This window comes from Variovorax sp. RCC_210 (genome assembly GCF_041355175.1).
In the GTDB taxonomy this organism is placed as follows: domain Bacteria; phylum Pseudomonadota; class Gammaproteobacteria; order Burkholderiales; family Burkholderiaceae_C; genus Variovorax.
In genome coordinates, this window is the sequence record NZ_JBFUPJ010000016.1 from 1 (window position 1) to 17593 (window position 17593).

The following is a 17593-nucleotide window of genomic DNA, read 5'->3' on the forward strand; positions in this document are numbered from 1 at the left end:
GTTGCCTACGTCGGAGCACAGCTGCAGCCCAAGTGAACCGCGTGCGGCCGGTCAAGATGGTCGGACTGGACGCTCACAGAGTTGGTGCAGTGGCTGGATGACGTACTCGGCGTGGCGGTCACACGGCAAGGGCAGAACTACCTCTCGGTCAAGATGCCCGGCGCGACCAAGGCGATGCGGCTTCGCGGCCCGTTGTTTGAAGCCGGCACAGACTACCGCTCCTTGGCGCCGCCAAAGAACGGGAAGCCCGGCACCGTCATGTTGACCGTGCCCGAATATCAAAAAGCCCTGGTCAGCCTGGACACCCTGGTCAGCGAACGGCGAGCCTTCAACATCAAGGCGTACCTGACCCCTCGCACGTTCCCAAGAACCCAAGGCGCCGGCAGCGCCTCAGCTTCGCTGAAACCTGCCAACTTCACAAGAGCAATAACAAAGGAGAACACCATGCCCATCAAGAAGACACCCCACACCGAGCGCATCGTGGAAGACGCGATGACTACCGCGAAGCAGGCCGACGACGAGCACGTTAAGAAGCCGGTCATCGCCACCACCGAGCAGGCGACCCAGCGAATGAAGGCCATGCGCGACACAGGAACGACGGTCTACACACCGAAGCCGTCCACGGCCATGGACACCATCAACAGTATCCAGGCGGCTATCGGTGCCTTGCAACAGTCCATAAATGCCGCCGTCGCCGACATGGCGAATGCGAAAACCCCGGACGAAGCGAGGAAGGCTCAACAGCGATTGATGGCACTCATGGAGCAGATGGCAAGGCTGGAGCAGCAGTTGCAGGAGGCCAAGGTCAGGCAGATCAACGAGGCGCCGGTCATCAGGCTGAAGTTCTGAAGGGTTATGCTTCGGGCCTTTGAAGTCGCCGGATAGTGCGTTGTAACTGCCTGAAGTGATTGCTCTATAGGCCACCGACGGTTCCGCAGACCTACGCCGCCCCCTCCTCCGGAGGTTCGAAAAGGTCCTTCGCTCGTGCGTCGTAAACGGTCTGGGTCAACTCCGACTTCAAGATGTCCTCATTCAGCAGCTTGAATAGGTACCGCACACTGCTCTTAGACCTCAACTGAATCTTCCCATCCGCAACGCGAAGTCCGTAGGTTGGATGGTTTTCGACAAAGGCGATGATGGCCTGGGACTCCATTTCAAACGCCGGACTGTGCTTGGCACGCAGCACATGCTTCTTGGCTAGGTCCAAATTGGCTAGATACCCTTTGACGTCATCGACCATCGCCATCGCGAATACCATCTGCACCACGTCTTCCATCGCCTTCTTGGCAACTCGCTCGAAAGCGAACTCTTTCTCGAAGCGTGGAAGACTGGACACATAGAACTCGTCGTCCATGAGCATTACGTCGAATCCGGGAAGAATCTTGAGCACATCCTCGTTAAGTATTTCAAACCGATTCGTGCGCCAACTAAGGAGAATCTGCTCGCGCCGGACGATAGAGACTGGGAAGACCTGCTTGTAGAAGGTAGCTGATGTCCTGGGCGATGAGATCTTCACAACCAGCGCCTTGACATCGGAGACCGCGCGACCTTGGAAGGTAAACAGTGCCGGCTCATTGCCGTCGTGTAATTCCCGGATGGCTCCGAACTCCTCAGGCTGCTCGTCCAGATCGTAGGCATAGAGGGCGTTCGCCCGCTCATCGAGTCGAGACAACTCGAATGTCTCAAGGTCTTCGTTATCGAAGTAGCGACGCAGGCTGCTCACGAACTGCTCGCAGAGTACGACGGCGTCTTCCGGGGAGACGTCGGCCCGCAAGTACTCACGATCGGGAGACTTTCCCACGCCTAAGTAGACCCTGATGTTCAAGCCCTCCCCTAGGATTCCCTCAAGACTGTTCTTTAGTTCTTCGACTGTCTTCATGAGCAACCTTTATCGCCAATGTCGCAAAGTAGATGTTCCTGTCCAGCTTAAGCACGTTGACCGCCTCACCTTTCTCCAACACGGTGTTCGCAATGAGGATCGCGGGTCCATCTTTGAACGTGACGTTGAAGATACGAAAGCCAAGTAAGGCCAATGTAGGATTCGCGTAGAAAAGGTTGGTGCGGACATACAGGGCGCCCAGTAGGCACAGCGTGATGCCAAGATTGATCATTTGGCGAACGTTGTCGAGACCGAATCCCACGAGGGGCACGACGTACGTTGCGAGGAAGACAAGGTGCTCCGCGTTCTTGTCCTCAATCGACTCGATGCACAGCGGGCCATCTTGTGCCCCAGCGATGAGGTATCGAAAACGGAAGTAGCAGGCTCCTGAGACTAGCAGCAGCCCAACGCAGATCAGGGGCAGCACATTTGCCTTGGCGATTTCGACCAATTCCTGCTTGTTTGCAAACTTGCAGTCGAAGCAGATGTCAATGGTTACTTTATTGACGAAGATCAACACGAACAGCAGCCAAAGCGAGAGCAGATACATCCCGACCTTGATTGGCCTGTGCATGCGAGCGCTACTATTCATCATTCTTCCGTATGCCAAAACAGAGGCATCTTATGAAGGAGCGCGATGCAGGGCGGGTTGTACGTAGCACGCTCAGTTAGACACTGCGCTCTGTCGGCAAACGTCACCAGCCGATCCACGGTGAAGTGGATGCGCCCTAGGTAGGCGTCGTTCTGCAAATACGTGACCAGTTGGTTGCTGACAGCAGGACTGCTGACGGCGATCATCGGAGTGTCGCTCTTTTTCAAGGTGCAGGAACCTCAGCGACGACCAGCCGGAGGCCTTAGTTAAAGGCGAAGGAGTCCTGCCCATCGCCATAAGCATCATCTTCTCGCTCGGTCTGGGCAGACGCAGGTGATGCGCTAAGCCCTCGAACCGCTTCGAGGAATGCCTCCTTCTGGGCAAGCACCTCCGGTGTCAGCATGCTGCGCTCGTGCAGAGAGACGTACAGGGCCGCGGAATAGGCTTGGCAGTTTAGGGACCGCACCGGGTTGAAGGCTATGTCGGTGAAGGCGCGGTATTGCAGTACATACCCAGCAAGCTCCTCGTGGAGGTGCAGCGCGTTGATGTACAACCAGTCGTAGAAAGCCGTCGTAGGCTGCAATGCCCACCTCATGCCAAACAGCTCGAATGCGACCAGCCGGCCGCTTTCTTTAAGTCGAGGATCGCTCTTCGCCTCCCGCGACGTCATGCCTCGGATGTCCTTGTACGGACCGCCATGCTCGAAGACCTTCGCTGACTGATACGCACACTCGACGCTGAACTCCTGGCCGTACTTCTTCGTCCGGATCATCAAGTTGAAGGCGCTTAACTTGACCCCAAGTGGATCTTTGGACTTGCTGGAAATTTCCAGCACCTTGTCGACCTTCAACTGCCTCTCAGCAGCAAGGTGTAGAGAATCTATCGATTTCTGGGCCTGCTTGACTGACATGCCAGCAAACCACGGGAATTCGACGTCGTGCTTCCACACGAGGGAATTGCCGGTCAGCGAGGGGACGAAAACGGGTCTCAGAGCCATTGATTACCAGTGGTTGTGGTCAGAGCGAGGCCAATGGTATTGGTTGTTGTTGTGTACGTTGGGATGCTGATTCTGTAGTGCCTGCGCCGCGCCAGCATCGTTGAGCCATACGACGTCGATGTACCTAGGCTCAATCGGATCGAAGCACGAGACTTCGGCCTGAGGGTTAGTGGGAAAGTGATCGGGGGTGCCCAAGTCTACGCGGGTCTTCCCGCCGTAGTCTTGGAACAACGCCTGGAATGCAGCCAACCCCGACCTCTGTGCGACCGGGATGCCGCTAACGGAGCCGTCAGCGGCGTTGGTCACGCTGAAGCAGCAACGCTTCTCCCACAGCACGCCGTGGTTAATTTGGAGCACAGCCCAGTTCGTTCCCAGCGGGGCATTGCACCGCAAGGGATAGAACATCTTGTAGTTAGGCCATTCGATGGTCAAGCAGGTCGCATCAAGCCCGTCATAGCGATGTGCATCGTTCGACGCGCTCTGCAAAGCTCGGCGAAGAATATGCGATGGGGGAAGCAAGCCACTCGCCAAGATTCCGGGGACATTTTCTGCTCTTGTGAAGTGGAAAAGCCGATCGATGTTGCGATCCATGCACTCTTGAAGAATGGTCATCCCTATCCCTTGCAGTTGAGCAGGAAGATACGTGATGATTCCGGCGTTTACAAGTGTTCACATTCCCGCGATAGGGAAAGTACCAAGCAAGAACCAAGCGATGAGGTGCGCCGGCCTATCCCCGCGGCAGCCAAGCCACTATTCAAGGTCATGTCCGCATAAACCAAATTAGGAATTCGGGCTGCCGAGCGCTGGGTAGCTGTAGTTGCTCAACACGTTGTTCCCGTCGAAGCCGAGGCGAGAGATGGGAGGGCGATGTGAAGTGGCCGAGTGTGGGCGATGGAAGTTGTAGTGATCCATCCAGGGTTCAACTCACGGCTCGATGGTCTGAGCTGGGGTTGATGAAGGCGTAGGCTCGTTCTCGCAGCAGCGTCTGGTGGAGTGCTCAGCCTTGCCATTGGTGCGCGCCGTGTAGGTTCGTGTACGGATGTGTTTGATGCCCACTCGGAGGCAGCAGCTTTGCGAAGCGGCGCGTCTTGTCGGCCGCACTGTTGTCCGTCATCACCTGCTCAATCTCCACACCCAGCGTCTTGTAGTTAGCGCAGCGCCGCCGGCCGTTCGGGTCAAAGGCCCTTGAACAAATCCTCTACAGAGACGTTCAATGCCTTCGCGAGGGTATCAACCGCCGCCAAGGACGGGTTGCGAACCCCTCGCTCCATCCCGCTGATGTACGTGCGGTCAAAGCCGCAGATGTGAGCGAACGCTTCCTGCGATAGCTCTCGCTCTTTACGCAGTTCTCGCAGGCGTTCGCCGAACCGGACAGGTAGTGAATTCACTGCCTGATTGAACCGGCCTGTCGACTAATCGACCACGGACTTATCGTCACATGCTAGCATGTAGACCAATCGTCACATCGTGTTTAAGCCCATTCGTGACGTGGCTCAAATCGCTCAATGCTTGGAAGGAAGCTCAAATGAAGAAGACCGTTTTCGGGAGGGCAGTAGCCCACGTGTTCATGGCCGGCGCGGCGCTCGTGCTGACGGCATGCGGAGGTGGCGGCAGCGATAGCGGCTCGTCCACCCCGGTGACTACGACACCAGAAGTAACCACTCCGGTCACTGACCCAACCACAACACCCGAGCCGGTCGCACCGGTGGCAACGGCACCAGTCGTTCCTGATGCCGAAGTTCTCGCACTCGCCGACGCCACCAACATCGCGAGTTCAGGCTTTCCGTGGAGCGGCCGTTTCGCTGGAGTGGTGAAGCGCTGGACCCTGCCTATCCCCGTGAAGACCAACGGTGAGCCTCGTGCGGTGCCCGCCATGGACGCGATTGAGGCGAAGCTCGGTTTTGTCGTCTTTGACCGCACCAGCATCGCAGCCTCCGACGAAGCAACGATCACACGCGGCATCGTCTTCCGCCAAGGTACGTCCTACCTGCCTGCCGGTGCCAATCCGCAGGCCTACTGTGCCAACGTGGCTCGTGCACCTCTTGAAGGTGGCTACCCCTCCACCTTTATGTTCGCACCGGGTGAGATCTCGGCGCGCCTCTACGTGAACTTGGACAACCCCCAGTGCACGGCTTCACCTGAGATCGTCATCCACGAGATCGGCCATGCCCTCGGGCTGGGTGCTCATTTCAAAGGCTTCGGGGACGACGATGGCCCCATTGGTCCGGCGTTCTGGCCGGTGCTCGCCACGCTCTACGCGAACCCCATCGGCACGCCCAAGACCTCTGTGGTGGTCAAGCAAGTCAAGAACTGAAGGAGGACACCATGAAACTGATTGAAGGCAAGCTCAAGCGACTGGGCGAATCCACCGTGAACCTGAAGAACGAAATCGTGAAGTACTCGCTCATCCAGATCGGCGACAAGACGCTGACCAACGTGTCGGTCGACCGCAAGCTCAACAACTTTCTGGCCGATGGCATTGAAACGGACCAGTCCACGAAGCTCTGGGTCCTCAACGGCGGCAAGATCGTCATGGGTGTACAGGTCGGCAGCGACACGCGCTACTACGGCACGATCAACCCATTCTTCTACTTCGCGATGCTGTTCAACGTCGTCTTCACCGGCATCGTGTTCACGTATCAGCCACTCGGTGCTTTGGCGTGGGCCGTGGTCATCTACGCCATTGCCGGACGCAGGTGGGTGGACTACCGCAGGGTGGCGGCGGTCGGTGGCATGAAGGTTTGAGGAGACGCCATGTCCAAGTCCCTGTATGTGAGCTTTGGCAAGAGGGTGACGGATCACCTCGGCCCGATCAACGCCACGATGTTCATCGGTACGGGGGCGCTGGTGCCAGTGATGGACTTCGTTCGGCCGCACTTCCCGTACATGAACCATGTGGCGGCTGTCGTGGTGCTGTTCTTCGTCGCACTGCTGGTGCTGAAGTTCGTCAACACGCCGGCGAACCGGGTCATTCCGGCGAGCATGGTGTTGTGTGCGGGAGTGTGCGCCGGTGCGTTCTCGGTCGGTGCGGTCGCCAGTTCAAGGCACGCAGCACAGGGCGGCTACATCGCCGCGACCTCGGAGGATGCGAAGGCGCTGCAATCCAATTTGCTGCGGTTGGAACAGGAAACAGGCGACATCAAGACGAAGCTCAACCGGATTGAAGCAGGCAAGAGCAATGACCCACGGGTTGAGCTTCGCAACATCGGTGTGGAGTGGAGCGAGGACGGGCTGCGCAAAAGCTCGCGCATCGGAGATCTGCGGGCACTGGAGCTCTTCCTGCGCGGCGGCATGAGCATCTATTCCAGCCACGACAGCAGCCGCACCTCGTTTGCCGTGTCGGTCATCGCGAACAGGTCGCCTCGCATGAAGGAACAGTTGGAACTGCTGGTGCAGCACGGCTACGGTTTGAATGATGCGAGCACGGTGCAGGCCAAGGCCGATCCCACCGCGCCGCCGAACCTCTATGCCTACGCGAAGGACATTGGCAACGAAGAGGCGGCGCAGCTCCTCGCGAGCATGGGGTCTGACACCACCGTCTACGAACCGTGGAAGGCGAAGAAGCCGAAGCCGGTGGTGTTGCCGGGGATCTTGTAGTCGCAGATCGGGCGGAGCCGCCCGACACGGCAGTAAAGACCGAAGCCCGCATCTGCGGGCTTCTTCGTCTCTAGGGCTAGCTACTGACTTGTGGTGTCTGGACAGCGGTCGGCGGAGCGAAGCTTGACCACAGCTTTGCGCCCGTCTTCTTCGGACGCAGCTTCGCGTAACGCTGCAAGGTGTTCATCTCAAGATGGCCGGAGATCTTGGAGATTTCGATGTCGGTCAGGTTGGTCCGCTCGAACAAGTCTGAGATGCCCTCATGCCGAAAGTCGTGAGGATGGAAATCTTCCACCCCGGCGTTCTTGCACACCACCTTGAAGCGGTGCCCGAACACCGTGGAACTCTCCCAGAACGGGAAGACCAGGTCTGTCAGCTTTCCCGCACGCGGCAGAAGGTTCTCAACAACGAGCCGATACAGTTCCGGGCGCATGGCGACCTCGCGATCCGTGATGCGATCCTTGTCGCGCCTCTTCTGGTTTTCCTTGGGCACGAACACATAGGAGCCGTGCGGCTCCGTCGGATCGATGCGGAGATCTTTCCACTTCATCAACAGCGTTTCCCCCATGCGCATGCACGAATAAATTTGGAAATGGATGATGTCTTTGAGGTGTTGCTTATTGACATACATGCGGTCGCAGGCAGCGAGCAAGCGCTCCAGCTCATCGCCTTCTAGTCGCCGCTCTCTGGGGCGCGGCCATGCCGGTGGAGGCGAGTTGTCGTCAAACGGCTTGCTGTTGAAGACGTAATCGTTGCCCCTTGCGTGCCAGAACAGCGCGGTCCGGATGTCGTAGTAGACATGGCGGATCGTCGACGGTGCATATGTCTTCAGCTTGACCTCCCCATCCACGACGACCTTGTTCCCCTTGTAGAGCGGATGGTCGGCTTTCTTCTTGGCTTGCGGCAGCACCGTCTGGCTGAGCTTATGGTCAAGGTAGGCTTCGAAGCCCTTTGTGTCGAAGTTCATCAGCGGCACCTTGCCGATCTCCACGGCAACCCGACGCAGCGAAGCCACCTTCTTGTCAGAGATCTTTCCTAAGCTGTGATTGGCCGCGATGTACTCACTGAATATCTGACCCAAGGTCACCTTGCGGGATTTTCCAGTGTCAACCGGCGCGCCGGTGATGACCTTCGCTTCGGTCACAGTCACCCACTTCTTCGCTTCGCTTTCAGTTTTGAAAGTGCGCGACGCGCTGACCCCGCCCTTGCGCACCTTCGCCCGATAGCTGGTGCCGCCCTTGCCCACCCTCGTCTCGATCTTTGTCGCCATACATGCGGCCTCCTGTGCCCCGCGCCGCTATTGTCCCATTTTTGTCCCAAATCGAAAATCCAACTGATATCTGATGAAAAAATGACGTATTTACAGGGGAATTCGGTCATTACATCGGAGTCCTCCTAAGGGCCAGATGGGGGTTCGATTCCCTCTGGACGCACCAAGGCTCCCGCAGGAGCCTTTTTCATGGCGTCAAAACCAGCGCCGAAGCGTCTACAAAAGTCAGCCTTTGTGACCCCGCGCCAGCGCGCAGCACTTAGCCGGCCATTTCGAGAACTACTGGGCATTTGCGTTTCCCGCGCCGCGCCGTTCGTATCTAAAGTGGGCGCCCTCACCACCCAAAGTCTCGCCCCGCGGGACAAGGAGCGCATCACCCTCAAGCACTTGAACGAACAGACCGCCTGCCTTGCAGCGGGTCGCCGATGCCCACTGGCAAAGGCGCGAATGCAAGGTATCAAAAGGCGACGGCCGGGGCGCAATCAACACCCCGGCCGTCTAACCAACGAAGTGCCCAACCGTCAAAAGGAAGCACCCCATGGCTACCCCAAATATAGCCCGCCCCTCCACGCCCGTACCCGCCGCTGGAGACCCCCCGGACCCCTGGAGCACGCTCGAGGAAAAGAGCACCCAGCTTCACTCGCTGCTGTGCTACTGCCACGGCGGCCCGCCGGGCCAGGAAGACGCAGGCCCCGTGCACCGCGACAACGTGTTCTGGCTGGCCTCCGAGCTCGCGAAGGAAGTGATGGACCTGATTCAGGTCTGCGCGCCGCGCGAGGGCAAGGCCGACCAGACAGACAAAGCCGACCAGACCGGCAAATAGCGGCGCAAGGTACCCCGGCAGCCTTCAAGCGCCCACCACCGTGGCCCTGAAGGCTCTCCCCGGCCCGTCTCAAGAACGGTGGGTCGGGGAGTTCGAAAGACTCGATTCGCAGGCTGCAAAAGCCCGCACGACCCCGCACGACCCCGCACAACCCCCGCGTCCCCCGAATTCAGCGCCGCTGCCGCCACGGCTGGTGCGCCGCGTTGTCGGAGCGCACGCTCACAAACTGGCTGGCCCGCAGCTTCACGCGCGCCACGGCGGCGTCGAGCGACGGCTGCGCCATGATCACCAGCTCCCCGCGCCGCAAGCCGTCCCGCGCGATCTCGGCCACGCCCGCATAGCCGCCGCTGGCGCCCTGCTTGAAGTGGAACGAGCAAGACCAGCCGCCTTGCAGGTCGACGGAAATGGGAGGTGGGGTCAAGGGGTGGAGCGTGCCTCGGAGCCCTTCGCCGCGATGCGCGGGGAGGGCCTTTTTGCATTGTTTTTTTCGCGCCCCAGTGTCGCCGCCGCATCCCCGGCGTCCATCCCATGAACGGGGGAGTGCGCGCCCTACCCGCTGCTCGCCGCGAGCCCTACCCGCTGCTCGCCGCGAGCCCTACCCGATGCTCGCCGCCGCCCTATCCGATGCTCGCCGCGGCCTCGCGCGCGCCCAGCCGGAACACGAAGCGCTGCGCCTTCGGGTTGCTCAGCAGCGGCCGGGCGACGCGGTCCGCATGCGCGTGCGCGTAGTGCCAGCGCTTGGCCGACTCCAGCTCCTCGTCGGTGAGCAGGCCGGTGCCGGCTTCGGCCGCGGCGGCGCGAAACGACGAGATGAGGTCGAGCGCGTTGTCGAACTGCTCTTCCAGCAGCGACAGGTACACCTGCGCTGCAACCATGTAGTCCCGGACGGTGGCCGGCTCGCCCTCCATCTGGACGAAAAAAATCCGTCCCGAGGACGTGATCGCGGTTCTCATGAATTTCGGATAGCGGAAATTGCGGTTTTTGTTCTGCGCGCCGCGGAGGCTGCGGTGCGTGTCGAAGGTGGGAGAGGGTCCGCGGCGCGCGATCAGCGAGACCCGCGAGACCCTCCTCCGACAGAACTACGCACAACGAAGCCAAATGGATTCACTGGCAATCACCAACCAGGTGAAATTTCTACGGAAACCCGTGATGTAGAAATTTTCGTTAACGCCCAGAATCCGCGCACTTTCACTGCGGCAACCAGAGACAACCCTCGCGCTCACGTAGGCGGGGACGGTGCACGCAGACACCCCACCTGGAGTTTCCTGATGAAGGCCTTGAGTGCCTGCCCGTGCGAGCCCGTTCACCTGGCGCGCGTTCCCCGGCGCACCTGGATGCGTTTGCTCCCCTGGCTTCGCCATTACCAGTGCCAGCAGTGCGGCAAGTTCAAGCTGGCGAAACCGCGCGAGGTGGACAACGCCCGCGCGCTGGAAGCCTCGCACCGCGCGGGGCGCTGAGGCGCGCGTTTTGGTGGGCACGTGTTTGTGTCAGCACGCTGAACGCCCCTTCGCGCCCGGGCGGTAAGCGGCGGCGTCAAGGGCTGGTCACAGGGCGGCGCTCCAATGCCGGGCGGGAACCCTCCCCTGCCCTCATGACCGCTCCCGGCCGCAGCCGCCGGGGCGCACCGCCTTCGTGACACCACACCTTCGCACCCCCGGCACCGCGCCTACGTCCTCTTTCCGCACAAGCTCTTCCCATACATCCTCTTCCCGGACAGCATCCGCCCCCGCCGCGCGCCCCCGCAACATCCTCGGTCGCCGCCTGCTGGCCACCTTCGGCGTCGTGCTGCTGCTCACGCTGGCGGGCTCGGGCATCGGCATCTGGTCGCTGGCCAAGGTCGACGACGCCACGCGCGACGCCATCCAGGAGCACGGCGTGTCCGAGCGGCTGGTGGTCGACGCCTACCGCCTGCAGGCCATCAACGCCGAGCGCTACAAGGCGATGGCGCTGAGCTCCGAGCCCGAGGTGGACGAGATCCTGTTGGCCGACATCCAGGCCACCGCCACCCAATACAACGAGCTGCTCAAGCAGGTGGGCGAGCGCCTGCAGGACGACGCCGACCGCGCCCTGCTCGCGCAGGCCGACGCCGCGGCCAAGGACTTCGCCGTCGCGGTGAAAGAGCTGGTGGCCGCCCGCGATTCGGGCCTGACCGAGCGCATCCGCAACGTGTACGCGCAGCGCTTCCAGCCCAGCTCGGCCGCGTTGCTGGCGGCGGTGGCCAGGCTGGCCCAGTCGCAGCGCGCGGCCATCGACGCGGCCGGCGTGCGCATTGCCGAGCTGAGCGCGTCGGCGCGGCTGGCGCTGGTGCTCTTCGGCGCCACCGCCCTGCTGCTGGGCGCGGTGCTGGCGCAGTGGCTGGTGCGCAGCATCGGCCGGCCGATTCGCGCGGCCAACGAAACCGCCGAGCGCGTGGCCAGCCTCGACCTGCGGCAAGACATCGAAGGCCACGCGCGCGACGAGGCCGGCCAGATGCTGCTGGCGCTGGGCGCGATGCAGGGCGCGCTGCGCGAGTTGGTGCTGCGGGTGCGCGAGTCGGTGCAGAACGTGCGCACCGCCGCCAGCGACATGGCGCAGGGCAACACCGACCTGTCGGCGCGCACCGAAGACGCGGCGGCCAGCCTGCAGCAGACCGCGGCGGCGCTGGAGCAGGTGATGCGCAACGTGCAGCACGCCAGCGAGGCCGCGCACCAGGCCGAGCAGCTCGCCGGCGCCGCCGCCGCGGTGGCGGCGCAGGGCGGCGAGGTGGTCTCGCAGGTGGTGCACACCATGCAGGACATTCACCGCGCCTCGCACAAGGTGGCCGACATCACCAGCGTGATCGACGGCATTGCGTTCCAGACCAACATCCTCGCGCTCAATGCCGCGGTGGAGGCCGCGCGCGCGGGCGAAGCGGGGCGCGGCTTTGCGGTGGTGGCGTCGGAGGTGCGGCAGCTGGCCACGCGCTCGGCCGCGGCGGCGCGCGAGATCAAGGGGCTCATCGACAACTCGGTGCAGCGCATCGAGGCGGGCACGGTGCTGGCCGACAACGCGGGCCAGACCATGGGCCGCATCGTGGCGTCGATCGGGCAGGTGGCGGGCACGGTGAGCGCCATCACCGCGTCCACGCAGTCGCAGATGCAGGACATCGGGCAGATCAACACCGCCGTCACCCGGCTGGACCAGATGACGCAGCAGAACTCGGCCATGGTCGAGGCGTCGGCCGCGGCCTCGCAAGGGCTGCGCGACCAGGCGCGCAACCTGGACGCGCTGATCAGCCAGTTCGTTCTGCCGGGCGATGCGGAGGTGCGTGCCGAGGCAGGGATCGAGGCGGAGGCCGAGGTCGAATGGATGCCGGCTCGGCCGGACGTGCCGGCGCGCGCGGCGCGCGTCCAGGGCAAGCGCCTGCTGCCGGTCTAGCCCGGCAGCTTCGCGGGATTCGTGGAATTGGCGGGATTCGCCGGTTTCGTTTTTCAGCGAATCAGGTCCATCGACGCGATCTGCGGCGACACCTTGGCGGCCGTGGCGGTCAGCAGCCGGCCGTTCGATTCCTTCCAGCACATCACGCCCAGCGTGCCCGAGCCCAGCCGGCCGGGCTGCTGGATCGATACGGCCTTCCACCCCTTGCAGGCGCCGCCCACGGTGCTCGGCCGGTCGAGAAACACGTACTCCGTGCCCGCATCGACCTGCATGGCGCCGACCACGCCGGGCGGGAACGGCTTGCGCGTCTGGGCCGATGCCGAACACGCGGCCACGGCCATGACAAGCCCCACGAAAAAGATCCGACCCATGCGTGCCTCCATGCTGAGGCCCGATGGTGCCAGACGGTGCCAGAAGGTACGAGGGCCTCCGCAAGCAGCCGCGAATGCCCCGGTGTTCGCCCCGCTACACCACCCGGTGTTCTTCAACCACGAAGGCCGTGATCTCCGCCAGGAAGGTGAGCGCGTGCGCCATGGTCACCTGCCCTTGCGGCGAGGCGAAGGCGGCGTTCAGCGTGTCGGTGTTCTCGAACCACAGCTCCACGATGCCGTCGATGGGCAGCTCGGGGTAGCCGCAGGGCGTGCCCTTCACGAACTCGCGCGCGGTCACCACGTTCTGCCGGTAGCCGCTCACGCCGGGCATGCGGCGCACGTGGTCGGCATGCACCTTCCATTCGCGGCGAAAGTCTTCCTCGGTCTGCGCGACCGGGCGGCGCAGCAGCGAGATGCGCTTGAGCAGCCCTTCAGGCCTGGGCGGCAGCGCGATGACTTCGGTCTGCGCCACGCTCACGATGTGCAGGCCACCCAGAAAGTGTTCTTCGTCGGCGCGAATGGCCGCGGCCAGTTCACCGTGGTTGAAGGCCGCGTTCGCCTGCGCGGCCTCGTCGAAGCGCAGCTGCGAAAAGCCGTCGAAGTCCCACGGGCCGCGCGCAAAGTCGATGCCGCGCTGCAGCCGGTCGACCACCAGGTTCTGCCGGTAGGCGCGCAGCGTGGGCAGCTGCGCGACCAGCGGGCCGTGGCTGTCGCGCCAGTGGGTGCGAAAGGCTGCGTCGGTCCACTCGGGCTTCTTGCGGATCAGGCCCATGCGCAGGGTCGTCGGTTCGGTCATCGGTCGGTCTCCTTGTTGCTTTCCATTTCGGCTTCCGCGCGGGCACGCGCCAGGCCCGGCGCGCGCTTGGCGAGCCACACGCCGTGGCGCACCGGCCAGCGCTCGAAGCCCGGGTCCGCGCCCAGCGCGGCGGCCGCGTGGTGCGGCCAGTAGGGGTCGAACAGCGCCTCGCGGCCCAGCGCGATCAGGTCGGCTTGGCCCGCCGCGAGCACGGCCTCGGCCTGCTGCGCGTCGACGATCATTCCGACCGCCTGCGTGGGCACCTGCGCCTCGCGCCGTATGCGCTCCGAGAACGGCACCTGAAAGCCCAGGCCGCGCGGCACGGGCAGCGCGCGCGTCTCTTCGGTGAGCCCGCCCGACGAGCAGTCGATGACGTCCACGCCGCAGCGCTTGAGTTCGCGCGCGAGCACCACGGAGTCGTCGAGGCTCCAGCCGTCCAGGGTGCCGTCGACCGCCGACAGCCGGCAGAACAGCGGCTTGCCCGCGGGCCAGGCGGCACGCACGCGCTGCGCGATTTCCAGCGCCAGCCACATGCGGTTCTCGCGGCTGCCCCCGAGCGCGTCGCCGCGGTGGTTGGCGTTGGGCGAGAGAAAGCTCGCGACCAGGTAGCCGTGCCCGAAGTGCAGCTCGACCACGTCGAAGCCGGCCTTGTCGGCGCGCACCGTGGCATCGACGAAATGCGTCACGACCGAGGCGATGCCGTCGGCATCGAGCGCGCGCGGCGCCGACCAGCCGGGCCCGGCGGCCAGCGCGCTGGGGCCCAGGCGCTCCCAAGGCTCCTCGTCGGCGGCCATGCGCGCGTCGCTCAACGCGGCGCCGCCCTCCCACAGCGGCTCGCTGCCGGCCTTGCGCCCCCGTGCGCCAGCTGCACGCCGATGGCGCTGCCCTGCGCGTGGACGAAATCGACCACGGCCTTCAGCGGCGCGATCTGGCTGTCTTTCCACAGCCCGAGGTCGGCCGTGCCGATGCGCCCGCGCGGATCGACCGCGGTGCTCTCGGTGAGGATGAGGCCGGCGCCCCCCAGCGCGAACTTGCCCAGGTGCACCATGTGCCACGGCGTGGCGTGGCCGCGGTCGGCGGCGTGCTGGCACATCGGCGAGATGACGACGCGGTTGGCGAGCGTGAGCTCGCGCAGCTTCAGGGGCTGGAACAGCAGGGGCATGGCATCGGGCATGGCAGCAGGCATGGCAAGAAGAAATCAGGAGGCGGGGCGCACCGGCACGGGCGCCGCCACGGCAACCGGCCGCGTGCCGAGCCAGGTGCCCGTCATCACCGCGGCAAAACCGGCCAGGTGCCACCAGGTCAGCGTTTCGCCCAGCAGCAGCGCCGCGAAGCCCACGCCGAACACCGGCACCCAGTAGAGAAACACGGCGGTGCGCGCCATGCCGATGACGGAGATGGCGCGGTTCCAGATGAGGTTGCCCGCCGCGGTGGCGGCAATGCCCGAGAACAGCACCAGCACCCACGGCCAGGCGCCGGGAAACAGCTGCGCCGTGCCCAGCCGCGAAGGCCCGAGCACGGTGTGCACCACCAGCATGAGCGTGCCCACGATGTAGATGAACCAGCTGATCGACAGCGGATCGATCTGCCGCGCCAGCCGCTGCACGCCGGCGCCGCCGACCGCGAAGCTGACGACCGACAGCGCGAGCATCAGGTCGCCGATGCCGGCGCTCGACAGCCCCGCGCCGGGGTGGCTCAGCACCACCGCCGCCACGCCGGCAAAGCCCAGCGCCACGCCCAGCATGCGGCGCGGCGTGAAGCGTTCGCCGAACACCAGCGCGGCCATCAGCGACGACACCAGCGGGCTCAGCGCCATGATGAGCGCGCCGTTGGTGGCGGTGGAGCGCTGCAGCCCCTGCGCGAACAGGATCTGGTTGGCGTACACCATGAGAAACGCGCAGCCCGCGAGCGCCGCGAGCTGCCGCGCATGCAGCGCCGGCAGGCCGGTGCGCCGCCACAGCACGATGGCGCTGAGCGCGCAGCACGCCACCACCATGCGCACGGCCGCCAGCGTCAGCGGCTCGAAGGTGGCGGTGAGCGTCTTCACGGCCGACACGTTCACGCCCCACAGCACCATGGCCAGCAGCAGCCAGCCCTGTACGGCGGCGGGCGTGGCACCCGGCGATGGCGCGCGTGGGTTCACCTCAGCTTTCGAGGGCGTTCCACATCTCGATGTCGCGCTCCGCCGTCCAGATGCGCGGGTCCACATGGCCGGTGGCCTCGTCGTACGCGCGCGTCACGTCGAAGGGCATGCAGTGGTCGAAGATGACCCAGTGGCCGTACGTGGGGCGCAGCGCGGCCACGGTTTCCTTGTAGATCACGTTCAGCGTCTTGCCCGCGGCCACGCCGTTGTTGACCAGCGTGTACACGTCGGAGATGAAGGCGCGCGTGGAGGCGATGGCCTTGCGCACGTCGCTCGCGTTCTCCAGCGCGGCGCCGCGCCCGGGCACCAGCTTCTCGAAGCCGAAGCCCGCGAGGCGGTCCAGCGTGGTGGGCCAGTCGCGGAAGTAGCAGTCGCCCGCGTAGGCGGTGCTCTGGTACTCCACGAGGTCGCCCGCGAAGCAGATCTTCTGGTCCTCCAGGTAGGCGATGGTGTCGCCCTTGGTGTGGCCGCGGCCGACCTGCGCGATCTTGACTTCGAGCTTCTTGCCCAGCCACACGCTCATGGTGCCGTCGAAGGTCATGGTGGGCCAGGTGAGGCCGGCGGGCACCGACTCCACGTTGCGGAACAGCCGCGGGAAGCGGCCGATTTCGCTGGCCTTGTCCTGCTCGCCGCGCTCCACGATCAGGTCGTAGGTGTCGCGGCTGGCAATGATCTGTTCCGCGCCTTCCTTGAAGTACGCCGACGCGCCCAGCACGCGCACCGCGTGGTAGTGGCTCAGCAGCACGTACTTGATGGGCAGCGGCGTGACTTCGCGAATGCGGCGGATCACGTCCTGCGCCATGGCGGGCGTGGCCTGCGTGTCGACCACCATCACGGCCTCGTCGCCGATGAAGATGCCGGTGTTGGGGTCGCCCTCGGCCGTGTACGCGTAGGCGTTCTCGGAAAGGCGGGTGAAGGAGACCTTCTTTTCTTCCAGGTCGGCCTGGCTGGCGAATTTCTTGGTGGCGGGTGCGGTCATGGGTGTGTCCTTTGCAAGTTGAGCGGGGAAGGGGATGGGTCAGTGCGTGCCGAGGTACGCGGACTTCACCTTGGGGTTGTCGAGCAGCTCGCGGCCGGAGCCCTCGAGCGTGATGCAGCCGGTTTCGAGCACGTAGGCGCGGTCGGCCACGCCCAGCGCCTGCTTGGCCATCTGCTCCACCAGCAGGATGGTGAGGCCCGAGCTGCGCAGCTGGCGGATGGCGTCGAAGATGTCCTTGATGATGAGCGGCGCCAGGCCCAGCGAGGGCTCGTCGAGCAGCAGCAGGCGCGGCTCGCTCATGAGCGCGCGGGCAATGGCCAGCATCTGCTGCTCGCCCCCCGACAGCGTGCCCGAGGGCTGGTGCTGCCGTTCTCTCAGGCGCGGAAAGCGCGCGAACTCGCGCTCGATGGCGCGCTCCACGAAGGCCTTGTCGTTGCGCCGCGAGTAGGCGCCGAGCATGAGGTTCTCGCGCACCGTCTGGTCGGGGAACACGCCGCGGCCTTCGGGCGACAGCGCCACGCCCAGGCCCACGCGCTGGTGGGCGGGCACGTGGGTGCAGTCGTTGCCGTCGATGAGCACGCGGCCTTCGGCCACGGGCTCCAGGCCGACGATGCTTTTCAGCAGCGTGCTCTTGCCGGCGCCGTTGGCGCCGATGATGGTGACGACCTCGCCCGCGCGCACCTCGAGGCTCACGCCCTTCACGGCCTCGATGGCGCCGTAGGAGACCTTCACCGATTCGATTTTCAACAT

At 64.0% G+C, this 17593-nt stretch carries 23 protein-coding genes and 1 pseudogene; 7 read left to right on the forward strand and 17 right to left on the reverse strand.

What is annotated here, in order from left to right:
- The first annotated feature begins 81 nt into the window (after positions 1-81).
- Positions 82-849 (forward strand): hypothetical protein, encoded by a 768-nt coding sequence (locus AB6807_RS31870; RefSeq protein ID WP_371087715.1) that lies wholly within the window; start codon positions 82-84, stop codon positions 847-849.
- Positions 850-940: 91 nt separating this feature from the next.
- Here the strand turns inward: AB6807_RS31870 and kwaB are convergent, their stop codons facing one another.
- The 7 genes and pseudogenes from kwaB to AB6807_RS31905 form a co-directional block, all read right to left on the reverse strand.
- Complete coding sequence (kwaB, locus tag AB6807_RS31875; RefSeq protein WP_371087716.1) at positions 941-1879, reverse strand: anti-phage protein KwaB; 939 nt, start codon at positions 1877-1879, stop codon at positions 941-943.
- Positions 1845-2453 (reverse strand): anti-phage protein KwaA, encoded by a 609-nt coding sequence (gene kwaA, locus AB6807_RS31880; RefSeq protein ID WP_371087717.1) that lies wholly within the window; start codon positions 2451-2453, stop codon positions 1845-1847. The genes kwaB and kwaA overlap by 35 nt, the downstream gene beginning before the upstream one ends.
- Positions 2454-2470: 17 nt before the next feature.
- Entirely contained in the window at positions 2471-2677 is a 207-nt protein-coding gene (locus tag AB6807_RS31885; protein WP_371087718.1) for a hypothetical protein, read from the reverse strand.
- A 56-nt stretch (positions 2678-2733) separates the two neighbouring features.
- Complete coding sequence (locus AB6807_RS31890; protein ID WP_371087719.1) at positions 2734-3468, reverse strand: hypothetical protein; 735 nt, start codon at positions 3466-3468, stop codon at positions 2734-2736.
- A gap of 3 nt (positions 3469-3471) precedes the next feature.
- On the reverse strand, positions 3472-4059 hold the full coding sequence (locus AB6807_RS31895; protein ID WP_371087720.1) for a DarT ssDNA thymidine ADP-ribosyltransferase family protein: 588 nt from the start codon (positions 4057-4059) through the stop codon (positions 3472-3474).
- Between the two features lie 189 nt (positions 4060-4248).
- Positions 4249-4615 (reverse strand): annotated as a pseudogene (locus AB6807_RS31900) (integrase core domain-containing protein); the annotation flags it as partial.
- A gap of 28 nt (positions 4616-4643) precedes the next feature.
- The gene (locus AB6807_RS31905; RefSeq protein WP_371087721.1) at positions 4644-4856 is read right to left on the reverse strand and encodes a helix-turn-helix domain-containing protein; all 213 of its coding nucleotides are present in this window, start codon (positions 4854-4856) and stop codon (positions 4644-4646) included.
- Between the two features lie 137 nt (positions 4857-4993).
- On the opposite strand from AB6807_RS31905, the gene AB6807_RS31910 reads away from it, so the two are divergent.
- From AB6807_RS31910 to AB6807_RS31920, 3 genes are read left to right on the forward strand one after another with little or no spacing between them, the layout of a single operon-like run.
- Positions 4994-5782: a hypothetical protein gene (locus tag AB6807_RS31910; protein WP_371087722.1), complete on the forward strand. Its 789-nt coding sequence runs from the start codon at positions 4994-4996 to the stop codon at positions 5780-5782.
- 11 nt (positions 5783-5793) lie between these two features.
- The gene (locus AB6807_RS31915; RefSeq protein WP_371087723.1) at positions 5794-6213 is read left to right on the forward strand and encodes a hypothetical protein; all 420 of its coding nucleotides are present in this window, start codon (positions 5794-5796) and stop codon (positions 6211-6213) included.
- A gap of 9 nt (positions 6214-6222) precedes the next feature.
- Positions 6223-7065, forward strand: a complete 843-nt coding sequence (locus tag AB6807_RS31920; RefSeq protein ID WP_371087724.1) for a hypothetical protein — start codon at positions 6223-6225, stop codon at positions 7063-7065.
- Between the two features lie 76 nt (positions 7066-7141).
- On the opposite strand, the gene AB6807_RS31925 is transcribed toward AB6807_RS31920, so the two are convergent.
- The gene (locus AB6807_RS31925; RefSeq protein WP_371087725.1) at positions 7142-8335 is read right to left on the reverse strand and encodes a site-specific integrase; all 1194 of its coding nucleotides are present in this window, start codon (positions 8333-8335) and stop codon (positions 7142-7144) included.
- 538 nt (positions 8336-8873) lie between these two features.
- Here AB6807_RS31925 and AB6807_RS31930 point away from each other — a divergent pair.
- On the forward strand, positions 8874-9158 hold the full coding sequence (locus tag AB6807_RS31930) for a hypothetical protein (protein ID WP_371087726.1): 285 nt from the start codon (positions 8874-8876) through the stop codon (positions 9156-9158).
- Positions 9159-9327: 169 nt separating this feature from the next.
- Here AB6807_RS31930 and AB6807_RS31935 read toward each other — a convergent pair whose 3' ends face one another.
- Both AB6807_RS31935 and AB6807_RS31940 read right to left on the reverse strand, forming a co-directional pair.
- Complete coding sequence (locus tag AB6807_RS31935; protein WP_371087727.1) at positions 9328-9579, reverse strand: hypothetical protein; 252 nt, start codon at positions 9577-9579, stop codon at positions 9328-9330.
- Between the two features lie 196 nt (positions 9580-9775).
- Positions 9776-10111: a hypothetical protein gene (locus AB6807_RS31940; protein ID WP_132748788.1), complete on the reverse strand. Its 336-nt coding sequence runs from the start codon at positions 10109-10111 to the stop codon at positions 9776-9778.
- A 315-nt stretch (positions 10112-10426) separates the two neighbouring features.
- Between AB6807_RS31940 and AB6807_RS31945 the strand changes: the two genes are divergently transcribed.
- A complete protein-coding gene (locus AB6807_RS31945; protein ID WP_116909456.1) occupies positions 10427-10615 on the forward strand; it encodes a hypothetical protein in 189 nt (62 codons plus the stop codon).
- 307 nt (positions 10616-10922) lie between these two features.
- Entirely contained in the window at positions 10923-12554 is a 1632-nt protein-coding gene (locus AB6807_RS31950; protein ID WP_371087863.1) for a methyl-accepting chemotaxis protein, read from the forward strand.
- Between the two features lie 53 nt (positions 12555-12607).
- Here AB6807_RS31950 and AB6807_RS31955 read toward each other — a convergent pair whose 3' ends face one another.
- The 7 genes from AB6807_RS31955 to AB6807_RS31985 form a co-directional block, all read right to left on the reverse strand.
- Complete coding sequence (locus tag AB6807_RS31955; protein WP_371087728.1) at positions 12608-12925, reverse strand: hypothetical protein; 318 nt, start codon at positions 12923-12925, stop codon at positions 12608-12610.
- Between the two features lie 94 nt (positions 12926-13019).
- Entirely contained in the window at positions 13020-13721 is a 702-nt protein-coding gene (locus tag AB6807_RS31960; RefSeq protein ID WP_371087729.1) for an EthD family reductase, read from the reverse strand.
- On the reverse strand, positions 13718-14530 hold the full coding sequence (locus AB6807_RS31965; RefSeq protein ID WP_371087730.1) for an NADH:flavin oxidoreductase/NADH oxidase: 813 nt from the start codon (positions 14528-14530) through the stop codon (positions 13718-13720). Before AB6807_RS31965 ends, AB6807_RS31960 begins: the two co-directional genes overlap by 4 nt.
- On the reverse strand, positions 14527-14907 hold the full coding sequence (locus tag AB6807_RS31970; RefSeq protein ID WP_371087731.1) for a hypothetical protein: 381 nt from the start codon (positions 14905-14907) through the stop codon (positions 14527-14529). Before AB6807_RS31970 ends, AB6807_RS31965 begins: the two co-directional genes overlap by 4 nt.
- A gap of 12 nt (positions 14908-14919) precedes the next feature.
- Positions 14920-15864 (reverse strand): DMT family transporter, encoded by a 945-nt coding sequence (locus tag AB6807_RS31975; protein ID WP_371087732.1) that lies wholly within the window; start codon positions 15862-15864, stop codon positions 14920-14922.
- Position 15865: 1 nt separating this feature from the next.
- On the reverse strand, positions 15866-16843 hold the full coding sequence (locus AB6807_RS31980) for an MBL fold metallo-hydrolase (RefSeq protein WP_371087733.1): 978 nt from the start codon (positions 16841-16843) through the stop codon (positions 15866-15868).
- 39 nt (positions 16844-16882) lie between these two features.
- Positions 16883-17593: an ABC transporter ATP-binding protein gene (locus tag AB6807_RS31985; RefSeq protein WP_371087734.1), complete on the reverse strand. Its 711-nt coding sequence runs from the start codon at positions 17591-17593 to the stop codon at positions 16883-16885.